At 64.0% G+C, this 22,864-nt stretch carries 19 protein-coding genes; 7 read left to right on the top strand and 12 right to left on the bottom strand.

Annotated elements, in window-relative coordinates:
- Positions 1–180 precede the first annotated feature (180 nt).
- Positions 181–1,047: a LysR family transcriptional regulator gene (locus AC2T3R_RS09240; RefSeq protein ID WP_023663489.1), complete on the top strand. Its 867-nt coding sequence runs from the start codon at positions 181–183 to the stop codon at positions 1,045–1,047.
- Here AC2T3R_RS09240 and AC2T3R_RS09235 read toward each other — a convergent pair.
- The 5 genes from AC2T3R_RS09235 to AC2T3R_RS09215 form a co-directional block, all read right to left on the bottom strand.
- Positions 1,021–2,175 carry an HPP family protein gene (locus tag AC2T3R_RS09235; protein WP_041506157.1) on the bottom strand — a complete coding sequence of 385 codons (1,155 nt, stop codon included), beginning with the start codon at positions 2,173–2,175 and terminating at the stop codon, positions 1,021–1,023. The genes AC2T3R_RS09240 and AC2T3R_RS09235 overlap by 27 nt on opposite strands.
- A 368-nt stretch (positions 2,176–2,543) precedes the next feature.
- Positions 2,544–3,863 (bottom strand): ATP-binding protein, encoded by a 1,320-nt coding sequence (locus tag AC2T3R_RS09230; RefSeq protein ID WP_486744959.1) that lies wholly within the window; start codon positions 3,861–3,863, stop codon positions 2,544–2,546.
- Positions 3,860–4,528, bottom strand: coding sequence for a response regulator transcription factor (locus AC2T3R_RS09225; RefSeq protein WP_013971919.1), 669 nt, complete (start codon positions 4,526–4,528; stop codon positions 3,860–3,862). Before AC2T3R_RS09225 ends, AC2T3R_RS09230 begins: the two co-directional genes overlap by 4 nt.
- Positions 4,529–4,843: a PepSY domain-containing protein gene (locus AC2T3R_RS09220; RefSeq protein WP_410952169.1), complete on the bottom strand. Its 315-nt coding sequence runs from the start codon at positions 4,841–4,843 to the stop codon at positions 4,529–4,531. It abuts the gene before it with no gap.
- Positions 4,843–5,154, bottom strand: a complete 312-nt coding sequence (locus AC2T3R_RS09215; RefSeq protein ID WP_003256549.1) for a PepSY domain-containing protein — start codon at positions 5,152–5,154, stop codon at positions 4,843–4,845. The genes AC2T3R_RS09220 and AC2T3R_RS09215 overlap by 1 nt, the downstream gene beginning before the upstream one ends.
- Positions 5,155–5,351: 197 nt before the next feature.
- On the opposite strand from AC2T3R_RS09215, the gene AC2T3R_RS09210 reads away from it, so the two are divergent.
- The gene (locus AC2T3R_RS09210; protein ID WP_410952170.1) at positions 5,352–6,431 is read left to right on the top strand and encodes a patatin-like phospholipase domain-containing protein; all 1,080 of its coding nucleotides are present in this window, start codon (positions 5,352–5,354) and stop codon (positions 6,429–6,431) included.
- 53 nt (positions 6,432–6,484) lie between these two features.
- On the top strand, positions 6,485–6,841 hold the full coding sequence (queD, locus tag AC2T3R_RS09205) for a 6-carboxytetrahydropterin synthase QueD (RefSeq protein ID WP_015269720.1): 357 nt from the start codon (positions 6,485–6,487) through the stop codon (positions 6,839–6,841).
- A gap of 130 nt (positions 6,842–6,971) precedes the next feature.
- On the opposite strand, the gene AC2T3R_RS09200 is transcribed toward queD, so the two are convergent.
- Positions 6,972–7,451: a DUF1289 domain-containing protein gene (locus AC2T3R_RS09200; RefSeq protein WP_015269719.1), complete on the bottom strand. Its 480-nt coding sequence runs from the start codon at positions 7,449–7,451 to the stop codon at positions 6,972–6,974.
- Between the two features lie 406 nt (positions 7,452–7,857).
- Here AC2T3R_RS09200 and acnB point away from each other — a divergent pair, with 406 nt between their 5' ends.
- On the top strand, positions 7,858–10,467 hold the full coding sequence (gene acnB, locus AC2T3R_RS09195; protein WP_486745269.1) for a bifunctional aconitate hydratase 2/2-methylisocitrate dehydratase: 2,610 nt from the start codon (positions 7,858–7,860) through the stop codon (positions 10,465–10,467).
- A gap of 172 nt (positions 10,468–10,639) precedes the next feature.
- Here the strand turns inward: acnB and prpD are convergent, their stop codons facing one another.
- The 6 genes from prpD to AC2T3R_RS09165 form a co-directional block, all read right to left on the bottom strand.
- Positions 10,640–12,124: a 2-methylcitrate dehydratase gene (gene prpD, locus AC2T3R_RS09190; protein ID WP_410952171.1), complete on the bottom strand. Its 1,485-nt coding sequence runs from the start codon at positions 12,122–12,124 to the stop codon at positions 10,640–10,642.
- Positions 12,125–12,278: 154 nt separating this feature from the next.
- Positions 12,279–13,469 (bottom strand): 2-methylaconitate cis-trans isomerase PrpF, encoded by a 1,191-nt coding sequence (gene prpF, locus AC2T3R_RS09185; protein WP_054572632.1) that lies wholly within the window; start codon positions 13,467–13,469, stop codon positions 12,279–12,281.
- Positions 13,470–13,613: 144 nt separating this feature from the next.
- Complete coding sequence (gene acnD, locus AC2T3R_RS09180) at positions 13,614–16,202, bottom strand: Fe/S-dependent 2-methylisocitrate dehydratase AcnD (RefSeq protein WP_015269715.1); 2,589 nt, start codon at positions 16,200–16,202, stop codon at positions 13,614–13,616.
- Between the two features lie 191 nt (positions 16,203–16,393).
- Positions 16,394–17,521 (bottom strand): bifunctional 2-methylcitrate synthase/citrate synthase, encoded by a 1,128-nt coding sequence (gene prpC, locus AC2T3R_RS09175; RefSeq protein WP_075044544.1) that lies wholly within the window; start codon positions 17,519–17,521, stop codon positions 16,394–16,396.
- A 167-nt stretch (positions 17,522–17,688) separates the two neighbouring features.
- Positions 17,689–18,579: a methylisocitrate lyase gene (prpB, locus tag AC2T3R_RS09170; RefSeq protein ID WP_003259689.1), complete on the bottom strand. Its 891-nt coding sequence runs from the start codon at positions 18,577–18,579 to the stop codon at positions 17,689–17,691.
- Positions 18,576–19,292 (bottom strand): GntR family transcriptional regulator, encoded by a 717-nt coding sequence (locus AC2T3R_RS09165; RefSeq protein WP_013971909.1) that lies wholly within the window; start codon positions 19,290–19,292, stop codon positions 18,576–18,578. The genes prpB and AC2T3R_RS09165 overlap by 4 nt, the downstream gene beginning before the upstream one ends.
- Before the next feature lie 329 nt (positions 19,293–19,621).
- On the opposite strand from AC2T3R_RS09165, the gene rloA reads away from it, so the two are divergent.
- The 3 genes from rloA to AC2T3R_RS09150 are packed head-to-tail and all read left to right on the top strand — an operon-like array spanning position 19,622 to position 22,679.
- The gene (gene rloA, locus AC2T3R_RS09160) at positions 19,622–20,158 is read left to right on the top strand and encodes a retropepsin-like aspartic peptidase RloA (protein WP_025338438.1); all 537 of its coding nucleotides are present in this window, start codon (positions 19,622–19,624) and stop codon (positions 20,156–20,158) included.
- Between the two features lie 5 nt (positions 20,159–20,163).
- The gene (gene rloB / locus AC2T3R_RS09155) at positions 20,164–21,699 is read left to right on the top strand and encodes an osmotic stress tolerance membrane protein RloB (RefSeq protein ID WP_013971908.1); all 1,536 of its coding nucleotides are present in this window, start codon (positions 20,164–20,166) and stop codon (positions 21,697–21,699) included.
- Entirely contained in the window at positions 21,699–22,679 is a 981-nt protein-coding gene (locus AC2T3R_RS09150) for an alpha-L-glutamate ligase-like protein (protein ID WP_013971907.1), read from the top strand. The genes rloB and AC2T3R_RS09150 overlap by 1 nt, the downstream gene beginning before the upstream one ends.
- Positions 22,680–22,864: the final 185 nt, after the last annotated feature.

Here is a 22,864-nt window from a genome sequence, read left to right as displayed (position 1 = left end):
ATCGAAAGAAACCCGGTACTTGTTGTTATTGAAGGGCGAAACTTGAGTATGGACCGCTACACCCGCGCCGCCATGGGACTAAAGTCACAACCGACCTGCAAATTTGCAGACAACGCAAAAACGCCCCATAACGGTGCAAAGCCTCTAGAATAGGCCACCCCTTCAGCCACCGAGCAGCTCATGGACATCGATCAGGCCCGTACCTTTCTGGAAATCGTGCGTTGCGGCAGCCTGGTCGCCGCCGCCGAACGCCTGTTCGTGTCACAAACGGCGATCACCGCGCGGGTGCAGCGCCTGGAGCAGCAACTGGGCTGCCAGCTGTTCGTGCGCAGCCGCAACGGCGCCAGCCTGACCAGCGACGGCGAGGCATTCGTCAGTTACGCCAACCAGATGGTGCAAACCTGGGAAGCGGCGCGTCGCGACCTGCCGCTGCCCGAAGGCTGCCAGCAAGTGCTGCACGTGGGCGCTGAGGTGAGCCTGGGCAACCCGATGCTGCTCGACTGGGTCAGTGCCCTGCATCGCGAGCTGCCCAGCCATGCCATCCGCAGCGAGGTGAGCGACGGCGAATCGCTGCTGCGCAAGGTCGAGATGGGCCTGCTGGATGCCGCGCTGGTCTACCAGCCGACCTACGGCCCGGGCCTGCAGGTGGAGCAGCTGATGGAGGAAAAGCTGATCCGTGTGCGCCGGGTCGCCCAGCCAGACCCGTACATCTATATCGACTGGGGCGAAGCCTTCCGTCGCCAGCACGATGCCGCCCTGCCCGACTGCGCGCGCCCGGCGCTGAGTTTCAACCTGGGCCCGCTGGCCTTGCAGTTCATACTCGACCAGGGCGGCAGTGGCTACTTCCGCACGCGGGTAGTGCAGGCCTATCTGGACAGCGGGGTGTTCGAGCGGGTACCGCAGGCGCCGGAATTCACCTACCCGACCTTCCTGGTGTACCCGCGCAAGCGCGACAGCGAAGCCCTGCAACAGGCCTTTGCCATCCTGCGCCGGCTGGTAGCCGCCGGCGCCAGCGACTGGTCACAACGCTGGGACCCGCTTATCTGAAACCTCGGCGTTGCTGAGCAGCTGGCGCTTGAGGCCGGCGATCAGGTCGGTCTGGGTGATCACCCCCACCAACTGGTCGGCATCGAGCACTGGCAGGCAATGCAGGCCCTGTTCGCACAGCAATGGCAGCAAGCGCTCCAGCGGGTGCTGGCTGCTGACGCTGATTACCCGGCGGCTCATCACCTGCTCCATGCGCACCGCCTTGCGGCCGAACAACCCGCGCCAACTGAAGCGGCCACGCTGCATGGCCGGGCCGACCAGGTCGCTGAGGCTGACTATTCCCACCAACTTGCCCTGCTGCAGTACCGGCAGGGTTTTCAGGTGGTGGCTGGCCAGCAGTTTCCAGGCCTGCTCCAGAGTGGTGTCGGGCGTGGCGAACTGCACGTCGCGGGACATCACCGAGGCCGCGGTGATGCCGCCGAGGCTGCGCTGCAGGGCGTGTTGCTCGGTGGCCAGGATGATGCGCTCCAGTTCGTCACGGGTGACATCGACGAACTCGCCCAGTTCTTCCAGAGCCTGATCCAGGTCTTCCCCACGGATGCCGACCCGCTCGCTGGGCAGCGGGTCATGGGTGTGGTGCAGGTCCTTGCGCGGCACCGCGCCTTTCGGGTAGCGCACGCCGGTGAGGTGGTTGTAGAGGATCGCCACCGCTACCAGGATCAACGCGTTGAGCAGCACCGGCTCCAGCAGGTGGTCGCCCATGGCGGTAAGCCCGGGGTCGGCCAGCACCGCGCTCACCGCCACCCCGCCGCCTGGCGGGTGCAGGCAGCGCAGCAGGCACATCACCAGAATCGAGATACCCAGGGCTGCAGCGGCAACCCACAGCTGCGGGCCGAAGCCCTGGCGCATGGCCAGGCCGACCGCACCGGCCAAGGCGTAGCTGCCCAGCACAGGCCAGGGCTGGGCCAATGGGCCGGAGTGCACGGCGAACACCAGCACGGCCGAAGCCGCCAGCGGGCCGAGCAGGTGCAAGGCAATGCTGGGGCCGTAGGCCATGCTGGTCAGCCAGCCGGCGAGGAAAAGGCCGAACAACGCGCCGATACCGGCACGCAACCATTCTTTGGGGGGAATATTCAGGGGCGCTGGCAACAGCCGCTGCAAACGACTTTCGAAACGCGAGGCAGGCATGTAGGTAATCGGAATCTGTAGTTTTTCTGGTTAAAAAGAAAGCCCAGCCGAGGTGGCCTGGGCCTCGTATTGCGGTCGCAATAGCACAAGGGGCTCCGTCCGTGGAGAGATGGAAACCACAGGGTTTCGTGGGGGAATTTTGCCGGGTGGGGTGAGATTGGGCTAATTCAAAAAAATGCGGCTGTACTGCAATTTTTTTGCAGTGGTGATATGGCCCACGGGGTCATGCTTGTCGGCTCCCACAATGGGGCTGCTTTGCAGCCCATCGCCGGCAAGCCAGCTCCCACAGGTACAGCGACAACCTCGAGAGCAACGCTGTACCTGTGGGAGCTGGCTTGCCGGCGATGGGCCGCAAAGCGGCCCCGGCATTACCGAGCCTTGCGCGGCAAGTCGATGCTTACCCGCAAGCCGCCCAACGGGCTATCCAGCAGCGCCAGGCGCCCGCCCCAGGCCTCGACGATATCGCGCACGATGCCCAACCCCAGCCCGTGCCCGTCTACCTGCTCGTCCAGCCGCGAACCGCGCTCCAGTACCTGCTGCCGCTGGCCCTCGGGGATACCGGGGCCATCATCATCGACCCACACCTGGTAGCCCTCGGCATTCGGTGCGATACCCAGCCGCACCTCGCTGTCGGCCCACTTGCAGGCGTTGTCCAGCAGGTTGCCGAGCAGCTCCAGGATGTCCTCGCGGTCCCAAGGCAGCAGCAGCCCGGGCGGCACATCCCTGGCCAGCAGCAGGCCCTCGCCATGGATCATGCCCAGTGTCCCCAGCAGCCCCGGCAGCTCGACGTCGCAGTCGAACTGCGCACCAGGCAGCGCATCCCCCGCCAGGCGCGCACGGTTCAGCTCACGCGCCAGGCGCTGCTGAATCTGCTCCAGTTGCTCGCGCATCTGCGCGCGAACACCCGGCAGGTCTTTCAGGCGCTCGCTGGAGGCCAGGCTCAGCAACACCGCCAGCGGCGTCTTCAATGCATGGCCCAGGTTGCCCAGGGCATTGCGCGAGCGGCGCAGGCTGTCTTCGGTATGGCTCAGCAGGTGGTTGATCTGCCCCACCAGCGGCGCCAGTTCGCTGGGCACTTCGGCATCCAGCTGCGAGCGCTGGCCCTGCTGCAACTGAGCGATCTGCTGGCGTGCCCGCTCCAGCGGCCGCAGCGAGCGAGTCACGGTGATGCGCTGCAACACCAGCACCAGGATCAGCGCCACCAGGCCCATGCCCAGGCCGATCTGCTGCAGGCGCCGGAAACCTTCGCGTACCGGTGAATAATCCTGTGCCACGCTGATCGAGATGTCCTGGCCCAGGCGCCGGTAGTCGGCACGCAGGGCAAGCAGTTGCTGGCCTTCCGGGCCGAGTTCGTGGCTGTCGGAAAGGCCCGGCGCGGCGGGTTTGGGCATGTCCAGATCCCACAGCGACCGGGAACGCCAGGTGCCTTTATCGAAATCGATGCGGAAGTAATAGCCGGAAAACGGCCGCTGGTAGGCGGCCGAGATACGCCGCTCATCCAGCTGCAGACCCGAAGGCCCGCGCACCAGGGCCACCAGCAGGTTTTCGCTTTCCTTGCGCAGGCCATTCTCCAGGTAGCGCTGCAGGCCGACCTCGAACAACCACAGGGTCAGCTGCGCAAGCACCAGGCCGACCACCACCAGCACCGCCACCAGGCCCAGGCTCAGGCGCGCCTGGATCGACTTCACGCGGCGCTCCCGGCGTAGATGTAGCCCTGCCCGCGGCGGGTCTCGATGACGCTGCGGCCCAGCTTGCGTCGCAAGTGGTTGACGTGCACTTCCAGCACGTTGGAGTCGCGCTCGGTTTCACCGTCGTAGAGGTGCTCGGCCAGGTGGCTCTTGGACAGGATCTGCTGCGGATGCAGCATGAAGTAGCGCAGCAGGCGGAACTCGGCGGCGGTCAGCTGGATATCCACGCCGTCACGGTTCACGCACTGCCGGCTTTCGTCCAGATGCAGGCCGGCCGCTTCCAGCGTTGGCTGGTTGGCCAGGCCACGGGCACGGCGCAACAACGCCTGGATGCGCAGCTGCAGTTCTTCGGGGTGAAAGGGTTTGCTCAGGTAATCATCGGCCCCGGCCTTCAGCCCTTCGATACGCTCGGCCCACGAGCCACGGGCAGTAAGGATCAACACCGGCGTGGCCAGGCCGGCGGCACGCCACTGGGCCAGCACCTCCAGGCCCGGCAGGCCCGGCAGGCCAAGGTCCAGGATGATCAGGTCGTAGGGTTCGCTCTGGCCCTGGTACACCGCGTCGCGGCCATCGGCCAGCCAGTCCACGGCGTAGCCCTGGCGCTGCAGGCCGGCGGTAAGTTCATCGGCCAACGGTACATTGTCCTCGACAAGCAACAGGCGCATTCAGTCGTCTTCCTCGTCTTTGAGCAGGGCACCGCTGCTGGCGTCGAGCTTGATCTCGCGCACCACGCCTTCAGCTGTCAGCAACTCGACTTCGTATTCGTAGCGATTGTCGTCTTCTTCCAGCTCGGCCTCCAGCAGGCGCGCCCCGGGGTGACGCCCCAGGGCGGTTTCCAACAGCTGCTCGAGCGGCAGGATGATGCCCTTCTGGCGCAGTTCCAGAGCTTCGTCCTGGTCCAGGTCACGGGCAACGGCCAGGGAACACACGGCCAGCAGCGCCAGCGCGAAGTAGCGCGCCGGCCGCAGTAGGTGGATCATCAGTTGTCCCGCTCGTCCTTCAGCACTTCACCGGTCTTGGCGTCCAGCGCCACATCCCATTCGACGTTCTGCGTGTCGCGCAGCTCGACCTTGTAGACGTAGCGACCGTACTCATCTTCAAGTTCCGAGTCGGTGACGGTGGCACCCGGGTGCTTGGCCACGGCGGCGGCCTTGAGTTCGTCCAGCGACTTGACGGTCTTGGCATTTACCAGCTTGACCACTTCGTCGGGCTGCACATCCTTGGCGATGGCGGAATGGGCGCCCAGGGCAAGGGCGGCGGCTACGGTGAACAGGGCAGTCATGCGTTTCATCGTTCTTCTCTCCTGAGAACTGTGCAAGTTGTCTACGGGGTTAAGATTAACCACCGGTCCTTAATTCAACCTGAAAACAACTGGCGCCATGATAGCGCAGCTCCCACCCGTTCATCACAGGCCTCGGCAATGGCACAAATACCTGTGCATGCCTTGAACCCTTTACAATGACTCGCCTGCCGCCCAAGAGACCCGCCATGAGCGCCATTCACATGAAATACCCCGCCCTCACCTTCAAGGCCGGCCAACGTGCCCTGCGGCAGGTCCGCGAGCGCGGCCTGCAGGCGGCCGATGTCGGTGTGCTGCCGGGTGCGGCTGGCGGGCCGAAGCCGCTGGGCATCCAGGGCCTGGACCTGGCGCTGTTCGGTGAGTGGCTGCCGTCGGCACCACGCCAACGTGCGCTGATCGGCGCCTCGATCGGCGCCTGGCGCTTTGCCAGTGCCTGCCTCGACGACCCGGTAGCAGGCATCCGTCGCCTGGGCGAACTGTACACCGAGCAGGATTTCGCCAAGGGCGTCACCCCGGCCGAAATCAGCCGCAGCTGCCAACACATGCTCGATGACCTGCTGCAAGGCCGCGACAGCCAGCTGCTGGCCAACCCGCACTATCGCCTGAACATCCTGGTGGTGAAGAGCCATGGCCAGCTCGCCCACGACCATCGGGGCCGCCTGGGCCTGGGCCTGGGTTCGGTGATCGCCAGCAACCTGCTCGGCCGCTCGCGCCTGGCACGGCACTTCGAGCGCATCATCCTGCACGACGGCCGCGCCACGCCGCCGCTCGACGCACTGACCGACTTCCCCTCGCGCTGCCTGCCGCTGGACCTGGCCAACCTGCGCCATGCCCTGCTTGCCTCGGGCTCCATCCCCATGGTCATGGAAGGCGTGAAAGACATCCCTGGCGCAGGTGCAGGCACCTACCGCGACGGCGGCCTGCTCGACTACCACCTCGACCTGCCCTACCGCGGCGACGACCTGGTGCTGTACCCGCACTTCACCGACAAGGTCGTACCCGGCTGGTTCGACAAGGCCCTGCCCTGGCGCAAGGGCGATGCCACGCGCCTGCAGAACGTGCTGCTGATGACGCCCTCGCCGCAGTACCTGGCGGCCCTGCCCTACGGCAAGCTGCCCGACCGCAATGACTTCAAGCGTTTCATGGGCGATGCGCCTGGCCGCAAGCGCTACTGGTACAAGGCCATTGCCGAGAGCCAGCGGCTGGGCGACGAGCTGCTGGAGCTGATTGCCACCGGGCGGTTGCATGAACGCCTGCAAGCCTTGTAGCGGCCATGCTGGTAGACTGCGCGCATTCTTGATTCACACAGAGTTATGACAGCGTGGAAATTTTTAAAGAATTTACATTCGAGTCGGCCCACCGCCTGCCGCACGTCCCTGCCGGGCACAAATGCGGTCGCCTGCACGGCCACTCGTTCAAGGTCGGCCTGCACCTGACCGGCCCGCTCGACCCGCACACCGGCTGGATCCGCGACTTCGCCGAGATCAAGGCGGTCTTCAAGCCGATCTACGAGCAACTGGACCACAACTACCTGAACGACATCCCGGGCCTGGAAAACCCTACCAGCGAAGTGATCGCCAAGTGGATCTGGGACCAGGTCAAGCCGCTGCTGCCGGAACTGTCGAAGGTGCGCATCCACGAAACCTGCACCAGCGGTTGCGAATATACCGGCGACTGATTTGGTAAACGCACCAGCCCATTCGCGGGCATGCCCGCTCCCACAGGATGCCCACCGTTCTCGAGGTCTGTGATACACCTGTGGGAGCGGGCGTGCCCGCGAAGAGGCTGGCAGCTTCACCAACAAAGCTTCAGCCCTGCCCCGCCTCCAAGGCATCGCGCAGGAAACCGGGGGCGATGTAGCGCTGGTAATGCGCCTCGGACAGCAGGAAGAACTCGCGGTCGATGGCGTCGCGCAACTGCGGCAGCTCCCAGTCGCGAAATTCCGGCAACAGCACCATGCCATAGGCTTCCAGGTCACGGATCATCCGCGCCCCGCGGGCAATCAGCTGGTACGCCCAGCAATATTCCGACTGCTGCTCGACAAAGCGGATGGAACGCTGCTCCAGTTGCTGGCGCAGCAGGCCTTTGTCGAACACCTCCAGCTTGGCCATCATCACCTGCACCAGCAGCTGCTCCAGGCGCAGCCACACGGCGCGCTTCTGCGCATCGTCGTAGCCGTTCCAGCTGATCACTTCGTGGTGAAACCGCTTGCAGCCACGGCAAACCGTGTCTCCGTAAACCGTGGAGCACAGGCCGACACAAGGGGTCTTGATGGACTTGTTGGACATGAAAAACAACAGCTTGGCGATGGAACACGAACCCATGTTAGCCCTTTGTCTAACCAGGGTCACTCGTTAAAGTCATCTTCGCCGCCTTACCTTCGGGCTTTTTTTGCCGTAGAATCATCCCGCCTTTTCAAAGGCAACAATGTCCGTTGGAAGCTGTTTTCAAAGCGTCACGAGCACAGTTCATCCGGTAGAACGGCGTTGGCCCGGGCCATGCATCCCTCGCATGCCCGTGCCAGCCCTCATCAGCTCCCCGTTCTGCAGGCGTAAAACTTTGAAAGCAGCTTCTGTAAGGATTCTTTGCGACTCTGGCTGGGCGGCCCACAAAGCCGTGGCAGCGCATGGGTGCATTGAATGCTGGATGAGCGTCCCGGACCCCCTTTAGGGACCACTGATGAGGGAAATAACTGTGCTTGAAGCCTACCGCAAACACATCGAAGAGCGTGCCGCCCTGGGTATCGTGCCCCAGCCGCTGAACGCCGAACAAACTGCAGGCCTGGTCGAGCTGCTGAAAAACCCGCCGGCCGGCGAAGAAGCCTTCCTCGTAGACCTGATCACCCACCGCGTACCGCCAGGGGTCGACGAAGCTGCCTATGTCAAGGCCGCTTTCCTCTCCGCCGTCGCCAAAGGCGAAGCCAAGTCGCCTCTGATCGACCGCAAGCACGCCACCGAACTGCTGGGCACCATGCAGGGCGGCTACAACATCGAAACGCTGGTCGCACTGCTGGATGACGCCGAACTGGGCGCCGTCGCGGCCGAACAGCTCAAGCACACCCTGCTGATGTTCGATGCCTTCCATGACGTGGCCGAAAAAGCCAAGGCCGGCAACGTTCACGCCAAGGCCGTGCTGGAATCCTGGGCTGCCGGCGAGTGGTTCACCTCGCGTCCGGCCATCGCCGACAAGTACACCCTGACCGTGTTCAAGGTGCCTGGCGAAACCAACACCGACGACCTGTCCCCTGCCCCGGACGCCTGGTCGCGCCCTGACATCCCGCTGCACGCACTGGCCATGCTGAAGATGGCCCGCGACGGCATCGAGCCGCAGCAGCCTGGTTCGGTCGGCCCGCTGGCCCAGATCGAAGCGGTCAAGGCCAAGGGTTACCCGGTTGCCTACGTCGGTGACGTGGTCGGTACCGGTTCTTCGCGCAAATCCGCCACCAACTCGGTGCTGTGGTTCTTCGGCGACGACATCCCGTACGTACCGAACAAGCGCGCCGGTGGCTTCTGCTTCGGTACCAAGATCGCCCCGATCTTCTACAACACCATGGAAGACGCCGGCGCCCTGCCGATCGAATTCGACTGCACCAACCTGGCCATGGGCGACGTCATCGACGTTTACCCGTTCAAGGGCGAAGTGCGCCGTAACGGCAGCGACGAACTGGTCACCACCTTCGAGCTGAAAACCGAAGTGCTGCTGGATGAAGTCCGCGCTGGCGGCCGTATCCCGCTGATCGTCGGCCGTGGCCTGACCGAGAAGGCCCGTGCCGAACTGGGCCTGGGCGCCTCCGACCTGTTCAAGAAGCCGGAGCAGCCTGCCGATTCGGGCAAGGGCTTCACCCTGGCACAGAAAATGGTCGGCCGTGCCTGTGGCCTGCCGGAAGGCCAGGGCGTGCGCCCAGGTGCCTACTGCGAGCCGAAGATGACCACCGTCGGTTCCCAGGACACCACTGGCCCGATGACCCGCGACGAGCTGAAGGACCTGGCGTGCCTGGGCTTCTCCGCTGACCTGGTGATGCAGTCGTTCTGCCACACCGCGGCCTATCCGAAGCCGATCGACGTCACCACCCACCACACCCTGCCAGACTTCATCCGCACCCGTGGCGGCGTGTCGCTGCGCCCGGGCGACGGCATCATCCACAGCTGGCTGAACCGCATGCTGATGCCTGACACCGTGGGTACCGGTGGCGACTCGCACACCCGCTTCCCGATCGGCATCTCGTTCCCGGCCGGTTCCGGCCTGGTGGCCTTCGCCGCCGCCACCGGTGTCATGCCGCTGGACATGCCAGAATCCGTGCTGGTGCGTTTCAAGGGCAAACTGCAGCCAGGCATCACCCTGCGTGACCTGGTCCACGCCATCCCTTACTACGCCATCCAGAAGGGCCTGCTGACCGTCGAGAAGAAGGGCAAGAAGAACATCTTCTCCGGCCGCATCCTCGAGATCGAAGGCCTGAACGATCTGACCGTCGAGCAAGCCTTCGAGCTGTCCGACGCCTCGGCCGAGCGTTCCGCTGCCGGTTGCACCATCAAGCTGCCAGAAAAGGCCATCGCCGAGTACCTGCAGTCCAACATCACCCTGCTGCGCTGGATGATCGGCGAAGGCTACGGCGATGCCCGCACCCTGGAGCGCCGCGCCCAGGCCATGGAAGCCTGGCTGGCCAAGCCTGAGCTGCTGTCGGCCGACGCCGATGCCGAATACGCCGAGATCATCGAAATCGACCTGGCCGAAGTGAAAGAGCCTGTGCTCTGTGCACCGAACGACCCGGACGATGCCCGCCTGCTGTCTTCGGTACAGGGCGAGAAGATCGACGAAGTGTTCATCGGCTCGTGCATGACCAACATCGGCCACTTCCGCGCTGCCGGCAAGCTGCTGGACAAGGTCAAGGGCGGTATCCCGACCCGTCTGTGGCTGGCTCCGCCAACCAAGATGGACGCTCACCAGCTGACCGAAGAAGGCTACTACGGCATCTACGGCAAGGCTGGCGCGCGCATGGAAATGCCAGGCTGCTCGCTGTGCATGGGTAACCAGGCACGTGTGCAGACCGGTTCGACCGTGGTCTCCACCTCGACCCGTAACTTCCCGAACCGTCTGGGCGACGCCACCAACGTGTACCTGGCATCGGCCGAGCTGGCCGCTGTCGCTTCGATCATCGGCAAGCTGCCGACCGTCGAAGAGTACATGCAGTACGCGAAGGACATCGACAGCATGGCTGCCGACGTTTACCGCTACCTGAGCTTCGACCAGATCGCCGAGTTCCGCGAAGCGGCAGCCAACGCCAAGATCCCGGTAGTTCAGGCGTAAGCTGAGTTGTAAGATGTAAAGGAAAGCCCCGGCAGAAATGCCGGGGCTTTTTTGTGGGGGTTGTGTCGGCTTTACCGGCCTCTTCGCGGGCTTGCCCGCTCCCACAGGTACACCGCTGCCATCAAGTCTGCGTTGTGCCTGTGGGAGCGGGCAAGCCCGCGAAGAGGCCGATTCAGATCACAAACAAATCCACAAACCTGTGCACCGCCATCTGCTCCAGCTTCTGCTGGTCTTTGCACACATCCACGATCTCCCCACACCGCTGCCGCGCAAAGCGCGTCGCCAGGTTGTCCCTGAACTTGGCCTCCAGCAACGGTATGCCCTCCCCTCGCCGCCGGCGATGCCCGATCGGGTACTCCACCACCACCTGCTCGGTACTGCTGCCATCCTTGAAGAACACTTGCAGCGCATTGGCGATCGAGCGCTTGTCCGGCTCCAGGTACTCACGGCTGAAGCGCGGGTCTTCAACCACCTCCATCTTCTCGCGCAGGCGGTCGATGCTTGGATGGTTGGCATGGAAGGCGTCTTCGTAATGCTCGGCCACCAGATGCCCGAAAATCAGTGGCACTGCCACCATGTACTGCAGACAGTGGTCGCGGTCGGCGGCATTGGCCAGCGAGCCGCTCTTGGAAATGATGCGGATCGCCGACTCCTGAGTGGTAATGACGATACGGTCGATCTCGTGCAGGCGGTTACGTACCAGCGGATGCAATGTTACCGCAGCCTCACAGGCGGTCTGGGCGTGGAACTCGGCAGGGAAACTGACCTTGAACAGCACGTTTTCCATCACGTAGCTACCCAGGGCTTGCGGCAGGCGCAGCTCTTGCTGCTCGGACGGCTTGAGCGCCAGGTCCTTGTTGGTGTGGCTGAACAGCACATCGTAGAAGCCCCACTGCGGCGCGGTGAGCACGCCAGGCACGCCCATCTCGCCACGCAGGGCAATGTCGGCCAAGCGCACGCCACGGCTGGAAGCATCCCCGGCGGCCCACGATTTGCGCGAACCAGCGTTGGGCGCATGGCGGTAGGTACGCAGCGCCTGGCCATCGACGAACGCGTGGGACAAGGCGCTCAGCATCTGCTCACGGTTGGCCCCCATCAGCCTGGCGCACACGGCGGTGGAGGCTACCTTGACCAGAATCACATGGTCGAGGCCAACGCGGTTGAAGGCGTTTTCCAGCGCCATCACGCCCTGAATCTCGTGAGCCATGACCATGGCTTCGAGCACATCGCGCATCAGCAGCGGTGCCTCACCTGCGGCCACGTGCTTCTGCGACAGGTGATCGGCAACGGCCAGGATGCCGCCGAGGTTATCCGAGGGGTGGGCCCATTCGGCGGCCAGCCAGGTATCGTTGTAGTCCAGCCAGCGCACCGTGCAGCCGATGTCCCAGGCAGCCTTGACCGGGTCGAGGCGGTAGGCGGTGCCGGGCACGCGGGCGCCGTTGGGCACCACGGTGCCTTCAACCTGGGGGCCTAGCAACTTGGTGCATTCGGGGAAGCGCAGGGCCAGCAGGCCGCAGCCGAGGGTATCCATCAGGCAGTTGCGCGCGGTGTCCAGGGCTTCGGCGGATTCGACCCGGTACGTAAGGGCGTAATCGGCGAGGGTTTGCAGCACCCGGTCGTAGTCCGGGCGGGCGTTGAGGTCTACGTTGGCGCTCATATCCAGCTCCCTTCAGAATTGCCGGGGCTGCTTTGCAGCCCTTCGCGACACAAGGCCGCTCCTACAGGTACCGCGCTAACCGTGTAGGAGCGGGCTTGCCCGCGAAGGGGCGCAAAGCGGCCCCAACGAACTAAAGCCGAGCGCCAGTGGTGCGTTAGAAGCTATCGCCAGGCACGCGAACCCAGCCCTCCATCAGCACGCGAGCACTGCGGCTCATGATTGCCTTGGTCACTGTCCATTCACCATTCACCTGGCGCGCCTCGGCCCCCACCCGCAGGGTGCCCGAGGGGTGGCCGAAACGCACGGCGCTGCGCTCGCCCCCGCCTGCGGCGAGGTTGACCAGCGTGCCCGGAATGGCCGCCGCGGTACCGATGGCCACCGCGGCCGTCCCCATCATTGCATGGTGCAGCTTGCCCATCGACAAGGCCCGTACCAGCAGGTCGATATCACCTGCCTGCACCGCTTTGCCACTGGACGCAGTGTAGGTGCTCGGCGGCGCGACGAAAGCCACTTTCGGCGTGTGCTGACGCCCGGCAGCCTGGTCGACGTTGTCGATCAGGCCCATGCGCACGGCGCCATGGGCGCGAATCGTCTCGAAGCGCAGCAGTGCCTGCGGATCGCCGTTGATAGCGTCCTGCAGTTCGGTGCCGGTGTAGCCGATATCCGCCGCATTGACGAAGATGGTCGGGATGCCGGCATTGATCAGGGTCGCCTTGAACGTACCGACACCCGGCACCTCGAGGTCATCGACCAGGTTGCCGGTGGGGAACATCGCCCCGCCGTCGCCATCTTCGTCGGCCGCCGGATCGAGGAATTCCAGCTGCACCTCGGCGGCCGGGAAGGTCACCCCGTCCAACTCGAAGTCGCCGGTTTCCTGCACTTCACCTTCGGTGATCGGCACATGGGCGATGATGGTCTTGCCGATGTTGGCCTGCCAGATGCGCACGGTGGCGATGCCATTGCGCGGAATGCGCGCCGGGTCGACCAGGCCGCTGCTGATGGCGAACGAACCGACCGCGGCGGAGAGGTTGCCGCAGTTACCGCTCCAGTCGACGAAGGCCTTGTCGATGCTGACCTGGCCGAACAGATAGTCGACGTCGTGCTCAGGCTTGATGCTCTGCGACAGAATCACGGTCTTGCTGGTGCTCGAAGTGGCACCGCCCATGCCGTCGATCTGCTTGCCGTAAGGGTCGGGGCTGCCGATCACCCGCAGCAGCAGTGCGTCGCGGGCCGGGCCGGGGATCTGCGCCTGCTCGGGCAGGTCTTGCAGGCGGAAGAACACGCCTTTGCTGGTGCCGCCACGGATGTAGGTGGCGGGGATTTTTACTTGCGGTACATGAGCCATGGATGTGCTGTCCTGTCTGAGATGCATATGGCCTCTGGGGCTGCTTTGCAGCCCATCGCGACACAAGGCCGCTCCTACAGGGACTTGGTAACTCTTGTAGGAGCGGCCTTGTGTCGCGATGGGCCGCAAAGCGGCCCCCTGCAATTAGGCGGTCGCTTCGAGGAAGTCCTGAGCGAAGCGCTGCAGCACCCCGCCAGCCTCGTAGATCGACACTTCCTCGGCGGTGTCCAGGCGGCAGGTCACCGGTACCTCCAGACGCTCGCCGTTGGCGCGGGTAACCACCAGGGTCAGCGTCGCCCGCGGCGTACGCGCGCCCAGCACGTCATAGGTCTCGCTGCCATCCAGCCCGAGGGTCTTGCGGTCGGTGCCCGGCTTGAACTCCAGCGGCAGCACGCCCATGCCCACCAGGTTGGTACGGTGAATACGCTCGAAGCCTTCGGCGACGATCGCCTCGACACCGGCCAGGCGCACACCCTTGGCCGCCCAGTCACGGGACGAACCCTGGCCGTAGTCGGCACCGGCGACGATGATCAGCGGCTGCTTGCGCTCCATGTAGGTCTCGATCGCCTCCCACATGCGGGTGACCTTGCCTTCCGGCTCGATACGCGCCAGCGAGCCCTGCTTCACGCTGCCGTCTTCCTTGCGCACCATTTCGTTGAACAGCTTGGGGTTGGCAAAGGTGGCGCGCTGGGCGGTCAGGTGGTCGCCACGGTGGGTAGCGTAAGAGTTGAAGTCCTCCTCCGGCAGGCCCATCTTCGCCAGGTACTCGCCGGCAGCGCTGTCGAGCATGATGGCGTTGGACGGCGACAGGTGGTCGGTGGTGATGTTGTCCGGCAGCACTGCCAGCGGGCGCATGCCGCGCAGGGTCCGTTCACCGGCCAAGGCACCCTCCCAGTACGGTGGGCGGCGGATGTAGGTGCTCATCGGGCGCCAGTCATACAACGGCGCCACCTTCGGCCCACGGTCTTCCTCGATGGCGAACATCGGGATGTACACCTTGCGGAACTGCTCCGGCTTGACCGCAGCACGTACCACCGCGTCGATTTCTTCGTCGCTGGGCCAGATATCCTTGAGGCGGATTTCCTTGCCATCGACCACGCCCAGTACATCCTTTTCGATGTCGAAGCGAATGGTACCGGCGATGGCGTATGCCACCACCAGTGGCGGCGAAGCGAGGAAGGCCTGCTTGGCATACGGATGGATGCGCCCGTCGAAGTTGCGGTTACCCGACAGCACGGCAGTGGCGTACAGGTCACGGTCGATGATCTCTTGCTGGATCACCGGGTCCAGGGCACCGGACATGCCGTTGCAGGTGGTACAGGCGAAGGCGACGATGCCAAAGCCGAGCTGCTCAAGCTCCTTCTCCAGCCCGGCTTCTTCCAGGTACAGCTGCACGGCCTTGGAACCAGGCGCCAACGACGACTTGACCCACGGCTTGCGGGCCAGCCCCAGTTTGTTGGCATTGCGCGCCAGCAGGCCTGCGGCAATCACGTTGCGCGGGTTGCTGGTGTTGGTGCAGCTGGTGATGGCAGCAATGATCACCGCGCCATCTGGCATCTGCCCTGGCACTTCTTCCCAGCTGCCGGCGATGCCTTTGGCCGCTAGGTCGCTGGTGGCGACGCGGGCATGCGGGTTGGACGGGCCGGCCATGTTGCGCACCACGCTCGACAGGTCGAAGCTCAGCGTGCGCTCGTAGACTGCACCGCCCAGGCTGTCGGCCCACAGGCCGGTGGCCTTGGCATAGGTTTCCACCAGCTTGACCTGTTGCTCTTCGCGACCGGTCAGGCGCAGGTAGTCGATGGTCTGCTGGTCGATGGCGAACATCGCCGCAGTGGCGCCATATTCCGGGGCCATGTTGGAAATGGTGGCGCGGTCGCCCAGGGTCAGGGCACGTGCACCCTCGCCGTGGAACTCCAGGTAGGCGCCGACGACTTTCTGCTTGCGCAGGAATTCGGTCAGGGCCAGCACCAGGTCGGTGGCGGTGATGTTCGGCGCCAGCTTGCCGGTCAGCTCGACGCCGACGATTTCCGGCAGGCGCATCCACGAGGCACGGCCGAGCATCACGTTCTCGGCCTCCAGGCCACCCACGCCGATGGCGATCACGCCCAGGGCGTCGACATGCGGGGTGTGGCTGTCGGTGCCGACGCAGGTATCCGGGTAGGCCACGCCACGGTCGTTGTGAATCACCGGCGACATCTTCTCCAGGTTGATCTGGTGCATGATGCCGTTGCCCGGCTGGATCACGTCGACGTTCTTGAACGCCTTCTTGGTCCAGTTGATGAAATGGAAGCGGTCTTCGTTGCGGCGGTCTTCGATGGCGCGGTTCTTTTCGAAGGCCTGCGGGTCGAAACCACCGCACTCGACGGCTAGCGAGTGGTCGACGATCAGCTGCACCGGCACCACAGGGTTGACCTGGGCCGGGTCGCCGCCTTTGTCGGCAATGGCGTCACGCAGGCCGGCGAGGTCGACCAGTGCAGTCTGGCCGAGAATGTCGTGGCACACCACGCGGGCCGGGAACCACGGGAAGTCGAGGTCGCGCTTGCGCTCGATCAGCTGGCCCAGCGAGGCGTCGAGGGTAGCCGGGTCGCAGCGGCGCACCAGGTTCTCGGCGAGTACGCGAGAGGTGTAAGGCAGACCATCGTAGGCGCCGGGCTTGATGGCCTCGACCGCCGCGCGGGCATCGAAGTAGTCCAGGTCGGTGCCTGGCAGGTGCTTGCGGAATGCAGTGTTCATATCGTTATCAGGCTCGGTCACGGTACGGTCGTGGATAGCTTTCTAGTTGCAGCCCTGTGTCAGCTGTTCCGGCCTCATCGCCGGCAAGCCGGCTCCCACAGGGACTGCACCAGCCTCAGGAGCAGTGCAATACCTGTGGGAGCCGGCTTGCCGGCGATGAGGCCGGAACAGGCCCCCACAGGTACGGCCTGTCAGCGCTGTTCGATCGGCACGAACTGGCGCTGCTCGACACCGACATACTCGGCGCTCGGGCGGATGATGCGGTTGTTGGCGCGCTGTTCGAAGACGTGCGCCGCCCAGCCGGTCAGGCGCGAGCAGACGAAGATCGGGGTGAACAGCTTGGTCGGGATGCCCATGAAGTGGTACGCCGAGGCATGGTAGAAGTCGGCGTTGGGGAACAGGCGCTTCTGCTCCCACATGGTCTTGTCGATGGCTTCGGAAACCGGGTACAGCACCTTGTCACCCACTTCGTCGGCGAGCTGTTTCGACCAGCCCTTGATCACCTCGTTGCGCGGGTCGGACTCTTTGTAGATGGCATGGCCAAAGCCCATGATCTTGTCCTTGCGCTCGAGCATGCGCAGCAGCTCGGCAGTGGCTTCCTGCGGGTTCTGGAAGCGCTCGATCAGCTCCATCGCCGCCTCGTTGGCACCGCCATGCAGCGGGCCGCGCAGCGAACCGATGGCAGCGGTTACGCAGGAGTACAGGTCGGAGAGAGTCGAGGCACAGACGCGGGCGGTGAAGGTCGAGGCGTTGAACTCGTGCTCGGCGTAGAGGATCAGCGACACGTTCATGACCTTGACGTGCAGCTCGCTCGGCTTCTTGCCGTGCAGCAGGTGCAGGAAGTGGCCACCGAGGGTGTCTTCGTCGCTGGTGCAGTCGATACGCACGCCGTCGTGGGTGAAGCGGTACCAGTAGCACATCACCGCCGGGAACAGCGCCAGCAGGCGGTCAGTCTTGTCACGCTGGGCCTCGAAGGTCAGTTCGGGCTCCAGGGTACCCAGCACCGAGCAACCTGTGCGCATCACGTCCATCGGGTGGGCGTCACGCGGGATGCGCTCGAGCACTTCCTTCAGGGCTTGCGGCAGGTCACGCAGGCCCTTGAGCTTGCGCTTGTAGTCGGCCAGTTCGGCTTTGCTCGGCAGCTCGCCGTACAGCAGCAGGTAGGCGACCTCTTCAAACTCGGCACCAGCGGCCAGGTCACGCACGTCGTAACCACGGTAGGTCAGCCCGGCACCGGCCTGGCCCACGGTCGACAACGCGGTCTGGCCGGCCACCTGGCCGCGCAGGCCTGCGCCACTGAGTACTTTTGCTTCGGCCATGGTGTTTCTCCTTTCTTGAACTTGTTATGGATTCTTTCTGGCTAATTCGGGGGTGGCTGTATCGGCCCTATCGCCGGCAAGCCAGCTCCCACAATGTCTTGCACAGGGCTCGAACCTTGTGCGGTACCTGTGGGAGCCGGCTTGCCGGCGATGAGGCCCTCACAGGCTCAACCTTTTTTCTGGGCAAACAACGCATCGAGGCTCTGCTCGAAGGCGTGGTAACCAATGGCATCGTAGAGCTCCATGCGGGTCTGCATGGTGTCGATCACGTTCTTCTGCGTGCCGTCGCGGCGCAGCGCGGTGTACACGTTCTCGGCCGCCTTGTTCATGGCGCGGAACGCCGACAACGGGTACAGCACCAGCGACACGTCGACCGAGGCCAGCTCTTCAGTGGTGTACAGCGGCGTGGCGCCGAATTCGGTGATGTTGGCCAGGATCGGTGCCTTCACCCGGTCGGCGAAGGTCTTGTACATCTGCAGTTCGGTGATGGCTTCCGGGAAGATCATGTCGGCACCGGCCTCGACGCAGGCGGCGGCGCGGTCCAGGGCGGCGTTCAGGCCCTCGACGGCCAGGGCGTCGGTACGTGCCATGATCACGAAGCTGTCATCGGTACGGGCATCGACTGCGGCCTTGATGCGGTCGACCATTTCCTGCTGGCTGACGATTTCCTTGTTCGGGCGGTGGCCGCAGCGCTTGGCGCCAACCTGGTCCTCGATATGGATGGCGGCAGCGCCGAACTTGCTCATCGAGCGCACGGTACGGGCAACGTTGAAGGCAGAGGCGCCGAAGCCGGTGTCGACATCCACCAGCAGCGGCAGGTCGCACACGTCGGTGATGCGGCGCACATCGGTGAGTACATCGTCCAGGCCGCTGATGCCCAGGTCTGGCAGGCCCAGCGAGCCGGCGGCGACGCCGCCACCGGACAGGTAGATGGCCTTGAAGCCGGCGCGCTTGGCCAGCAGGGCATGATTGGCATTGATGGCGCCAACCACCTGCAGCGGATGTTCAGCGGCAACGGCGTCGCGGAAACGCTGACCGGGGGTGCTCTTCACAGTCATTTCTCACCTCGTGGGCTGTTGTTGTGGGCGTCCAGATAGTGACGCTCGATATTGCGCTTGGACGCGCCGATGTGGCGGCGCATCAGGAGTTCGGCCAGCTCGCCGTCACGGTCGGCGATGGCATCGAGAATGCGGTGGTGTTCGGCAAAGGCCTGGCGTGGCCGGTTCGGCGTGGCGGAAAACTGGATGCGGTACATGCGCACCAGCTGGTACAGCTCGCCGCAGAGCATCTTGACCAGGGTCTGGTTACCGCTGCCCTGGATGATCCGGTAATGGAAGTCGTAGTCGCCTTCCTGCTGGTAATAGCCCAGGCCGGCCTGGAACGCGGCATCGCGCTCGTGGGTGTCGAGCACCCGGCGCAGTTCGTCGATGTCGGCCTGGCTCATGCGTTCGGCGGCAAGGCGGCAGGCCATGCCTTCCAGCGATTCGCGAATTTCGTACAGCTCGATCAGTTCGGCGTGGTTGAGCGACACCACCCGCGCCCCCACATGCGGCACGCGCACCAGCAGGCGCTGGCCTTCGAGGCGGTGAATGGCCTCGCGCAGCGGCCCGCGGCTGATGCCGTAGGTACGCGCCAGCTCCGGCTCGGAAATCTTGCTGCCGGGGGCGATATCGCCCTTGACGATAGCTGCCTGGATGCGCCGGAAGACGTTTTCGGACAAGGTTTCCGTTTCGTCTGTCAGCACCGGGCTGGGGGTGGATAGGTCCTGCATATTGTCGACACCTTGAAAATCTCTTTGCCAGAAATTAGCGAATTAGACCGAAGCAGTCAAAGACAAAATCAATATTGTCGACAATCGTCTAAGAACGAACTAATGCCAGCCCGGTGCTGTCAGATCGCGCACCGCTGGCGTCAAGGCGCCGGCGTGATAGAATGCCGCGCCTCCGATGGAGTATGGATAGCCTGTCTGTCATCCATTCATGCTGTTGACAGATTAACGAGGAAGCTTGCGCAGTCGCTGCCAGTCGCCTTGCCCTGAACACGGCTCTGAACATGGCTTTGAAAACAGCCCCGAACCTTGCACTGCACCGCGCCAGGAATATGAGACTTACACCCGCATTATTGCTGCTCTGCCTCACCCTGCTGCCGGCCCTTGGCCAGGCCGCAGGCAAGACCGTGTACGGTCTCAACGAATATGCACGCCTGGGCGACCTGGACCTGGAAGTGGCCGCCAAGCTCGACACCGGCGCCAAGACCGCGTCGCTCAGCGCCCGCGACATCAAGCGCTTCAAGCGCAACGGCGAAAGCTGGGTGCGCTTCTACCTGGCCATCGACGCCGCCCATTCGCACCCCATCGAACGCCCGCTGGCACGCGTAAGCAAGATCAAGCGCCGGGCCGGCGACTATGATGCCGAATCGGGCAAGGCCTACACCGCGCGCCCGGTCATCGAACTTGAAATCTGCATGGGCCAGGCCATGCGCACCATCGAAGTCAACCTCACCGACCGCAGCGCCTTCCAGTTCCCGCTGCTGATCGGCTCCGAGGCGCTCAAGCACTTCGACGCGCTGGTCGACCCAAGCCTTAAATACGCGGCCGGCAAACCTGCCTGTGCCACCGACGCTCCCAAAGCAGAGTAATCCCGATGCGCTCTCTTACCCTCCATCTGAAAGTCCTGATCACCGTGCTGGTGCTGTTGGGCGTGGCGGTCACGGCTTATCAGATCTTCGTACTCGGCATCCCGGTAACCGAGGATGAAACCGACGACCTGTGGAATATCGACGCCAAGGTCGAGTTCGTGGCCAGCACCAAGGACCCGGTCAAGGTGCAGATGTTCGTGCCACCGCTGAACCGCGATTACGTCAGCCTCAACGAGAGCTTCATCTCCAACAACTATGGGGTGAGCGTCAACCGTGCCGACGGCAACCGCAAGGTCACCTGGTCGGCCCGCCGCGCCAGCGGCAATCAGACCCTCTACTACCGCCTGGTGCTGACCAAGCGCTACAGCAACGAGAAGACCACGGTCAAAGGCCCGACCTTCCGTGACAGCCTGGCAGTGGAAGGCCCCGAAAAGATCGCCGCCGAGGCCCTGATGGCGCCGATTCGCCAGCACTCGGCCGACGTCGAGACCTTCGTCAGCGAGACCATCAAGCGGGTCAACAACCTCAACGACGACAACGTCAAGCTGCTGCTGGCCGGCGACACCTCGGCCATGAAGAAGGCCCAGGTCATCGACCTGCTGCTGTCGATCGCCCACGTACCGATGGAGAAGGTGCACACCATTCGCCTGGTGGCCGACACCCCGCAAACCCCGGAACTGTGGCTGCGCAGCTTCAATGGCACCGACTGGCTGTACTTCAACCCCGACACCGGCGAGCAGGGCCTGCCCAGCGATCGCCTGCTGTGGTGGACCGGTGACGACAACCTGATCACCGTCGATGGCGGCAAGAAGGCCAACGTTACCTTCAGCATGAACAACAGCGAGATGAACGCCATCCGCCTGGCCAAGCTGACCGACGAGAATACCGACGCCGATTTCCTCGAATATTCGCTGTACGGCCTGCCGCTGCAGACCCAGCAAACCTTCATGATCATGGTGATGATCCCGATCGGTGTGCTGGTGATCCTGGTGCTGCGCAACCTGGTCGGCCTGCAGACCCTGGGTACCTTCACCCCGGTACTGATCGCCCTGGCCTTCCGCGAGACCCAGCTGGGCTTCGGTATCGTGCTGTTCACGGTAATCACCGCCCTGGGCCTGTCGCTGCGCTCGTACCTGGAACACCTGAAGCTGCAGATGCTGCCACGCCTGTCTGTGGTCCTGACCTTCGTCGTGGTGCTGATTGCCGCCATCAGCCTGTTCAGCCACAAGCTGGGCCTGGAGCGCGGGCTGTCGGTAGCGCTGTTCCCGATGGTGATCCTGACCATGACTATCGAGCGCCTGTCCATCACCTGGGAAGAGCGTGGCGGCGGTCATGCCATGAAAGTGGCCATCGGCACCCTGTTCGCCGCTTCCCTGGCGCACCTGTTGATGATGGTGCCGGAGCTGGTGTACTTCGTGTTCACCTTCCCGGCCGTGCTGTTGATCCTGGTGGGCTTCATGCTGGCAATGGGTCGCTACCGCGGCTACCGCCTGACCGAGCTCGTGCGCTTCAAGGCATTCCTGAAGAAGGCTGACGCCTGATGTTTGGCCTGATCAAGACGTGGAAAGCCCTGGAGGCCCGGGGCATCATGGGTATCAACCGGCGCAACGCGGACTACGTGCTGAAGTACAACAAGCGCCACCTGTACCCGATCGTCGACGACAAGATCATCACCAAGGAGCGCGCCCTGGCGGCCGGCATCCATGTGCCGGAAATGTACGGCATCATCGAGACCGAGAAAGAGATCGAGAAGCTCGACCAGATCATCGGCGGGCGCAACGATTTCGTCATCAAGCCGGCGCAGGGTGCTGGCGGTGACGGCATCCTGGTGATCGCCGACCGCTTCGAGGACCGTTACCGCACGGTATCGGGCAAGATCATCAGCCACGAGGAGATCGAACACCAGATCTCGAGCATCCTCACCGGCCTGTACTCGCTGGGCGGGCACCGCGACCGTGCGCTGATCGAGTACCGGGTCACCCCCGACCAGATCTTCAAGAGCATCAGCTACGAGGGCGTGCCGGACATCCGCATCATCGTGCTGATGGGCTACCCGGTGATGGCCATGCTGCGCCTGCCGACCCGCCAGTCCGGCGGCAAGGCCAACCTGCACCAGGGCGCCATCGGCGTGGGTGTCGACCTGGCTACCGGCGTGACCTTGCGCGGCACCTGGCTGAACAACATCATCAGCAAGCACCCGGACACCACCAACGCGGTGGATGGCGTGCAACTGCCGAACTGGGATGGCTTCATGAAGCTGGCCGCCGGCTGCTACGAGCTGTGCGGCCTGGGCTACATCGGTGTCGACATGGTGCTGGACCAGGACAAGGGGCCGCTGATTCTCGAGCTCAACGCCCGCCCCGGCCTGAACATCCAGATCGCCAACGACTGCGGCCTGACCCAGCGCACCCACGCCATCGAGGCGCACCTGGAAGCGCTGGCCAAGGATGGCATCAGCGAAGATGCCGAACAGCGCGTGCGGGTATCGCAAGGTTTGTTCGGGCACGTGCATCCGCGCTAGCAACCCGGGGGGCCGCTTTGCGGCCCATTCGCAGCACAAGGCTGCTCCTACAGGTTTACGCTATCTCCTGTAGGAGCAGCCTTGTGCTGCGAATGGGCTGCAAAGCAGCCCCCGGCGCCAAACACAATGTTGAATGTCGCGCCCAGCGCTAGGCGCATTTCCTGCACAGGTCTACAATCGCCCTC

Source organism: Pseudomonas sp. PVC-5-1 (assembly GCF_057444345.1).
This window is presented reverse-complemented; position numbering and strand designations above follow the sequence as displayed.

Excerpts from the sequence above, each read along its gene's own strand:
- AC2T3R_RS09235 (WP_041506157.1), bottom strand. The coding sequence starts at position 2,175 with ATGCCTGCCTCGCGTTTCGAAAGTCGTTTGCAGCGGCTGTTGCCAGCG.
- AC2T3R_RS09240 (WP_023663489.1), top strand. The coding sequence starts at position 181 with ATGGACATCGATCAGGCCCGTACCTTTCTGGAAATCGTGCGTTGCGGC.
- rloB (WP_013971908.1), top strand. The coding sequence starts at position 20,164 with ATGCGCTCTCTTACCCTCCATCTGAAAGTCCTGATCACCGTGCTGGTG.
- AC2T3R_RS09150 (WP_013971907.1), top strand. The coding sequence starts at position 21,699 with ATGTTTGGCCTGATCAAGACGTGGAAAGCCCTGGAGGCCCGGGGCATC.
- prpD (WP_410952171.1), bottom strand. The coding sequence starts at position 12,124 with ATGAGCGCCAACGTAGACCTCAACGCCCGCCCGGACTACGACCGGGTG.
- acnD (WP_015269715.1), bottom strand. The coding sequence starts at position 16,202 with ATGAACACTGCATTCCGCAAGCACCTGCCAGGCACCGACCTGGACTAC.
- AC2T3R_RS09225 (WP_013971919.1), bottom strand. The coding sequence starts at position 4,528 with ATGCGCCTGTTGCTTGTCGAGGACAATGTACCGTTGGCCGATGAACTT.
- prpC (WP_075044544.1), bottom strand. The coding sequence starts at position 17,521 with ATGGCCGAAGCAAAAGTACTCAGTGGCGCAGGCCTGCGCGGCCAGGTG.
- AC2T3R_RS09215 (WP_003256549.1), bottom strand. The coding sequence starts at position 5,154 with ATGAAACGCATGACTGCCCTGTTCACCGTAGCCGCCGCCCTTGCCCTG.
- AC2T3R_RS09210 (WP_410952170.1), top strand. The coding sequence starts at position 5,352 with ATGAGCGCCATTCACATGAAATACCCCGCCCTCACCTTCAAGGCCGGC.
- prpF (WP_054572632.1), bottom strand. The coding sequence starts at position 13,469 with ATGGCTCATGTACCGCAAGTAAAAATCCCCGCCACCTACATCCGTGGC.
- AC2T3R_RS09200 (WP_015269719.1), bottom strand. The coding sequence starts at position 7,451 with ATGTCCAACAAGTCCATCAAGACCCCTTGTGTCGGCCTGTGCTCCACG.
- prpB (WP_003259689.1), bottom strand. The coding sequence starts at position 18,579 with ATGACTGTGAAGAGCACCCCCGGTCAGCGTTTCCGCGACGCCGTTGCC.
- AC2T3R_RS09220 (WP_410952169.1), bottom strand. The coding sequence starts at position 4,843 with ATGATCCACCTACTGCGGCCGGCGCGCTACTTCGCGCTGGCGCTGCTG.
- rloA (WP_025338438.1), top strand. The coding sequence starts at position 19,622 with ATGAGACTTACACCCGCATTATTGCTGCTCTGCCTCACCCTGCTGCCG.
- AC2T3R_RS09165 (WP_013971909.1), bottom strand. The coding sequence starts at position 19,292 with ATGCAGGACCTATCCACCCCCAGCCCGGTGCTGACAGACGAAACGGAA.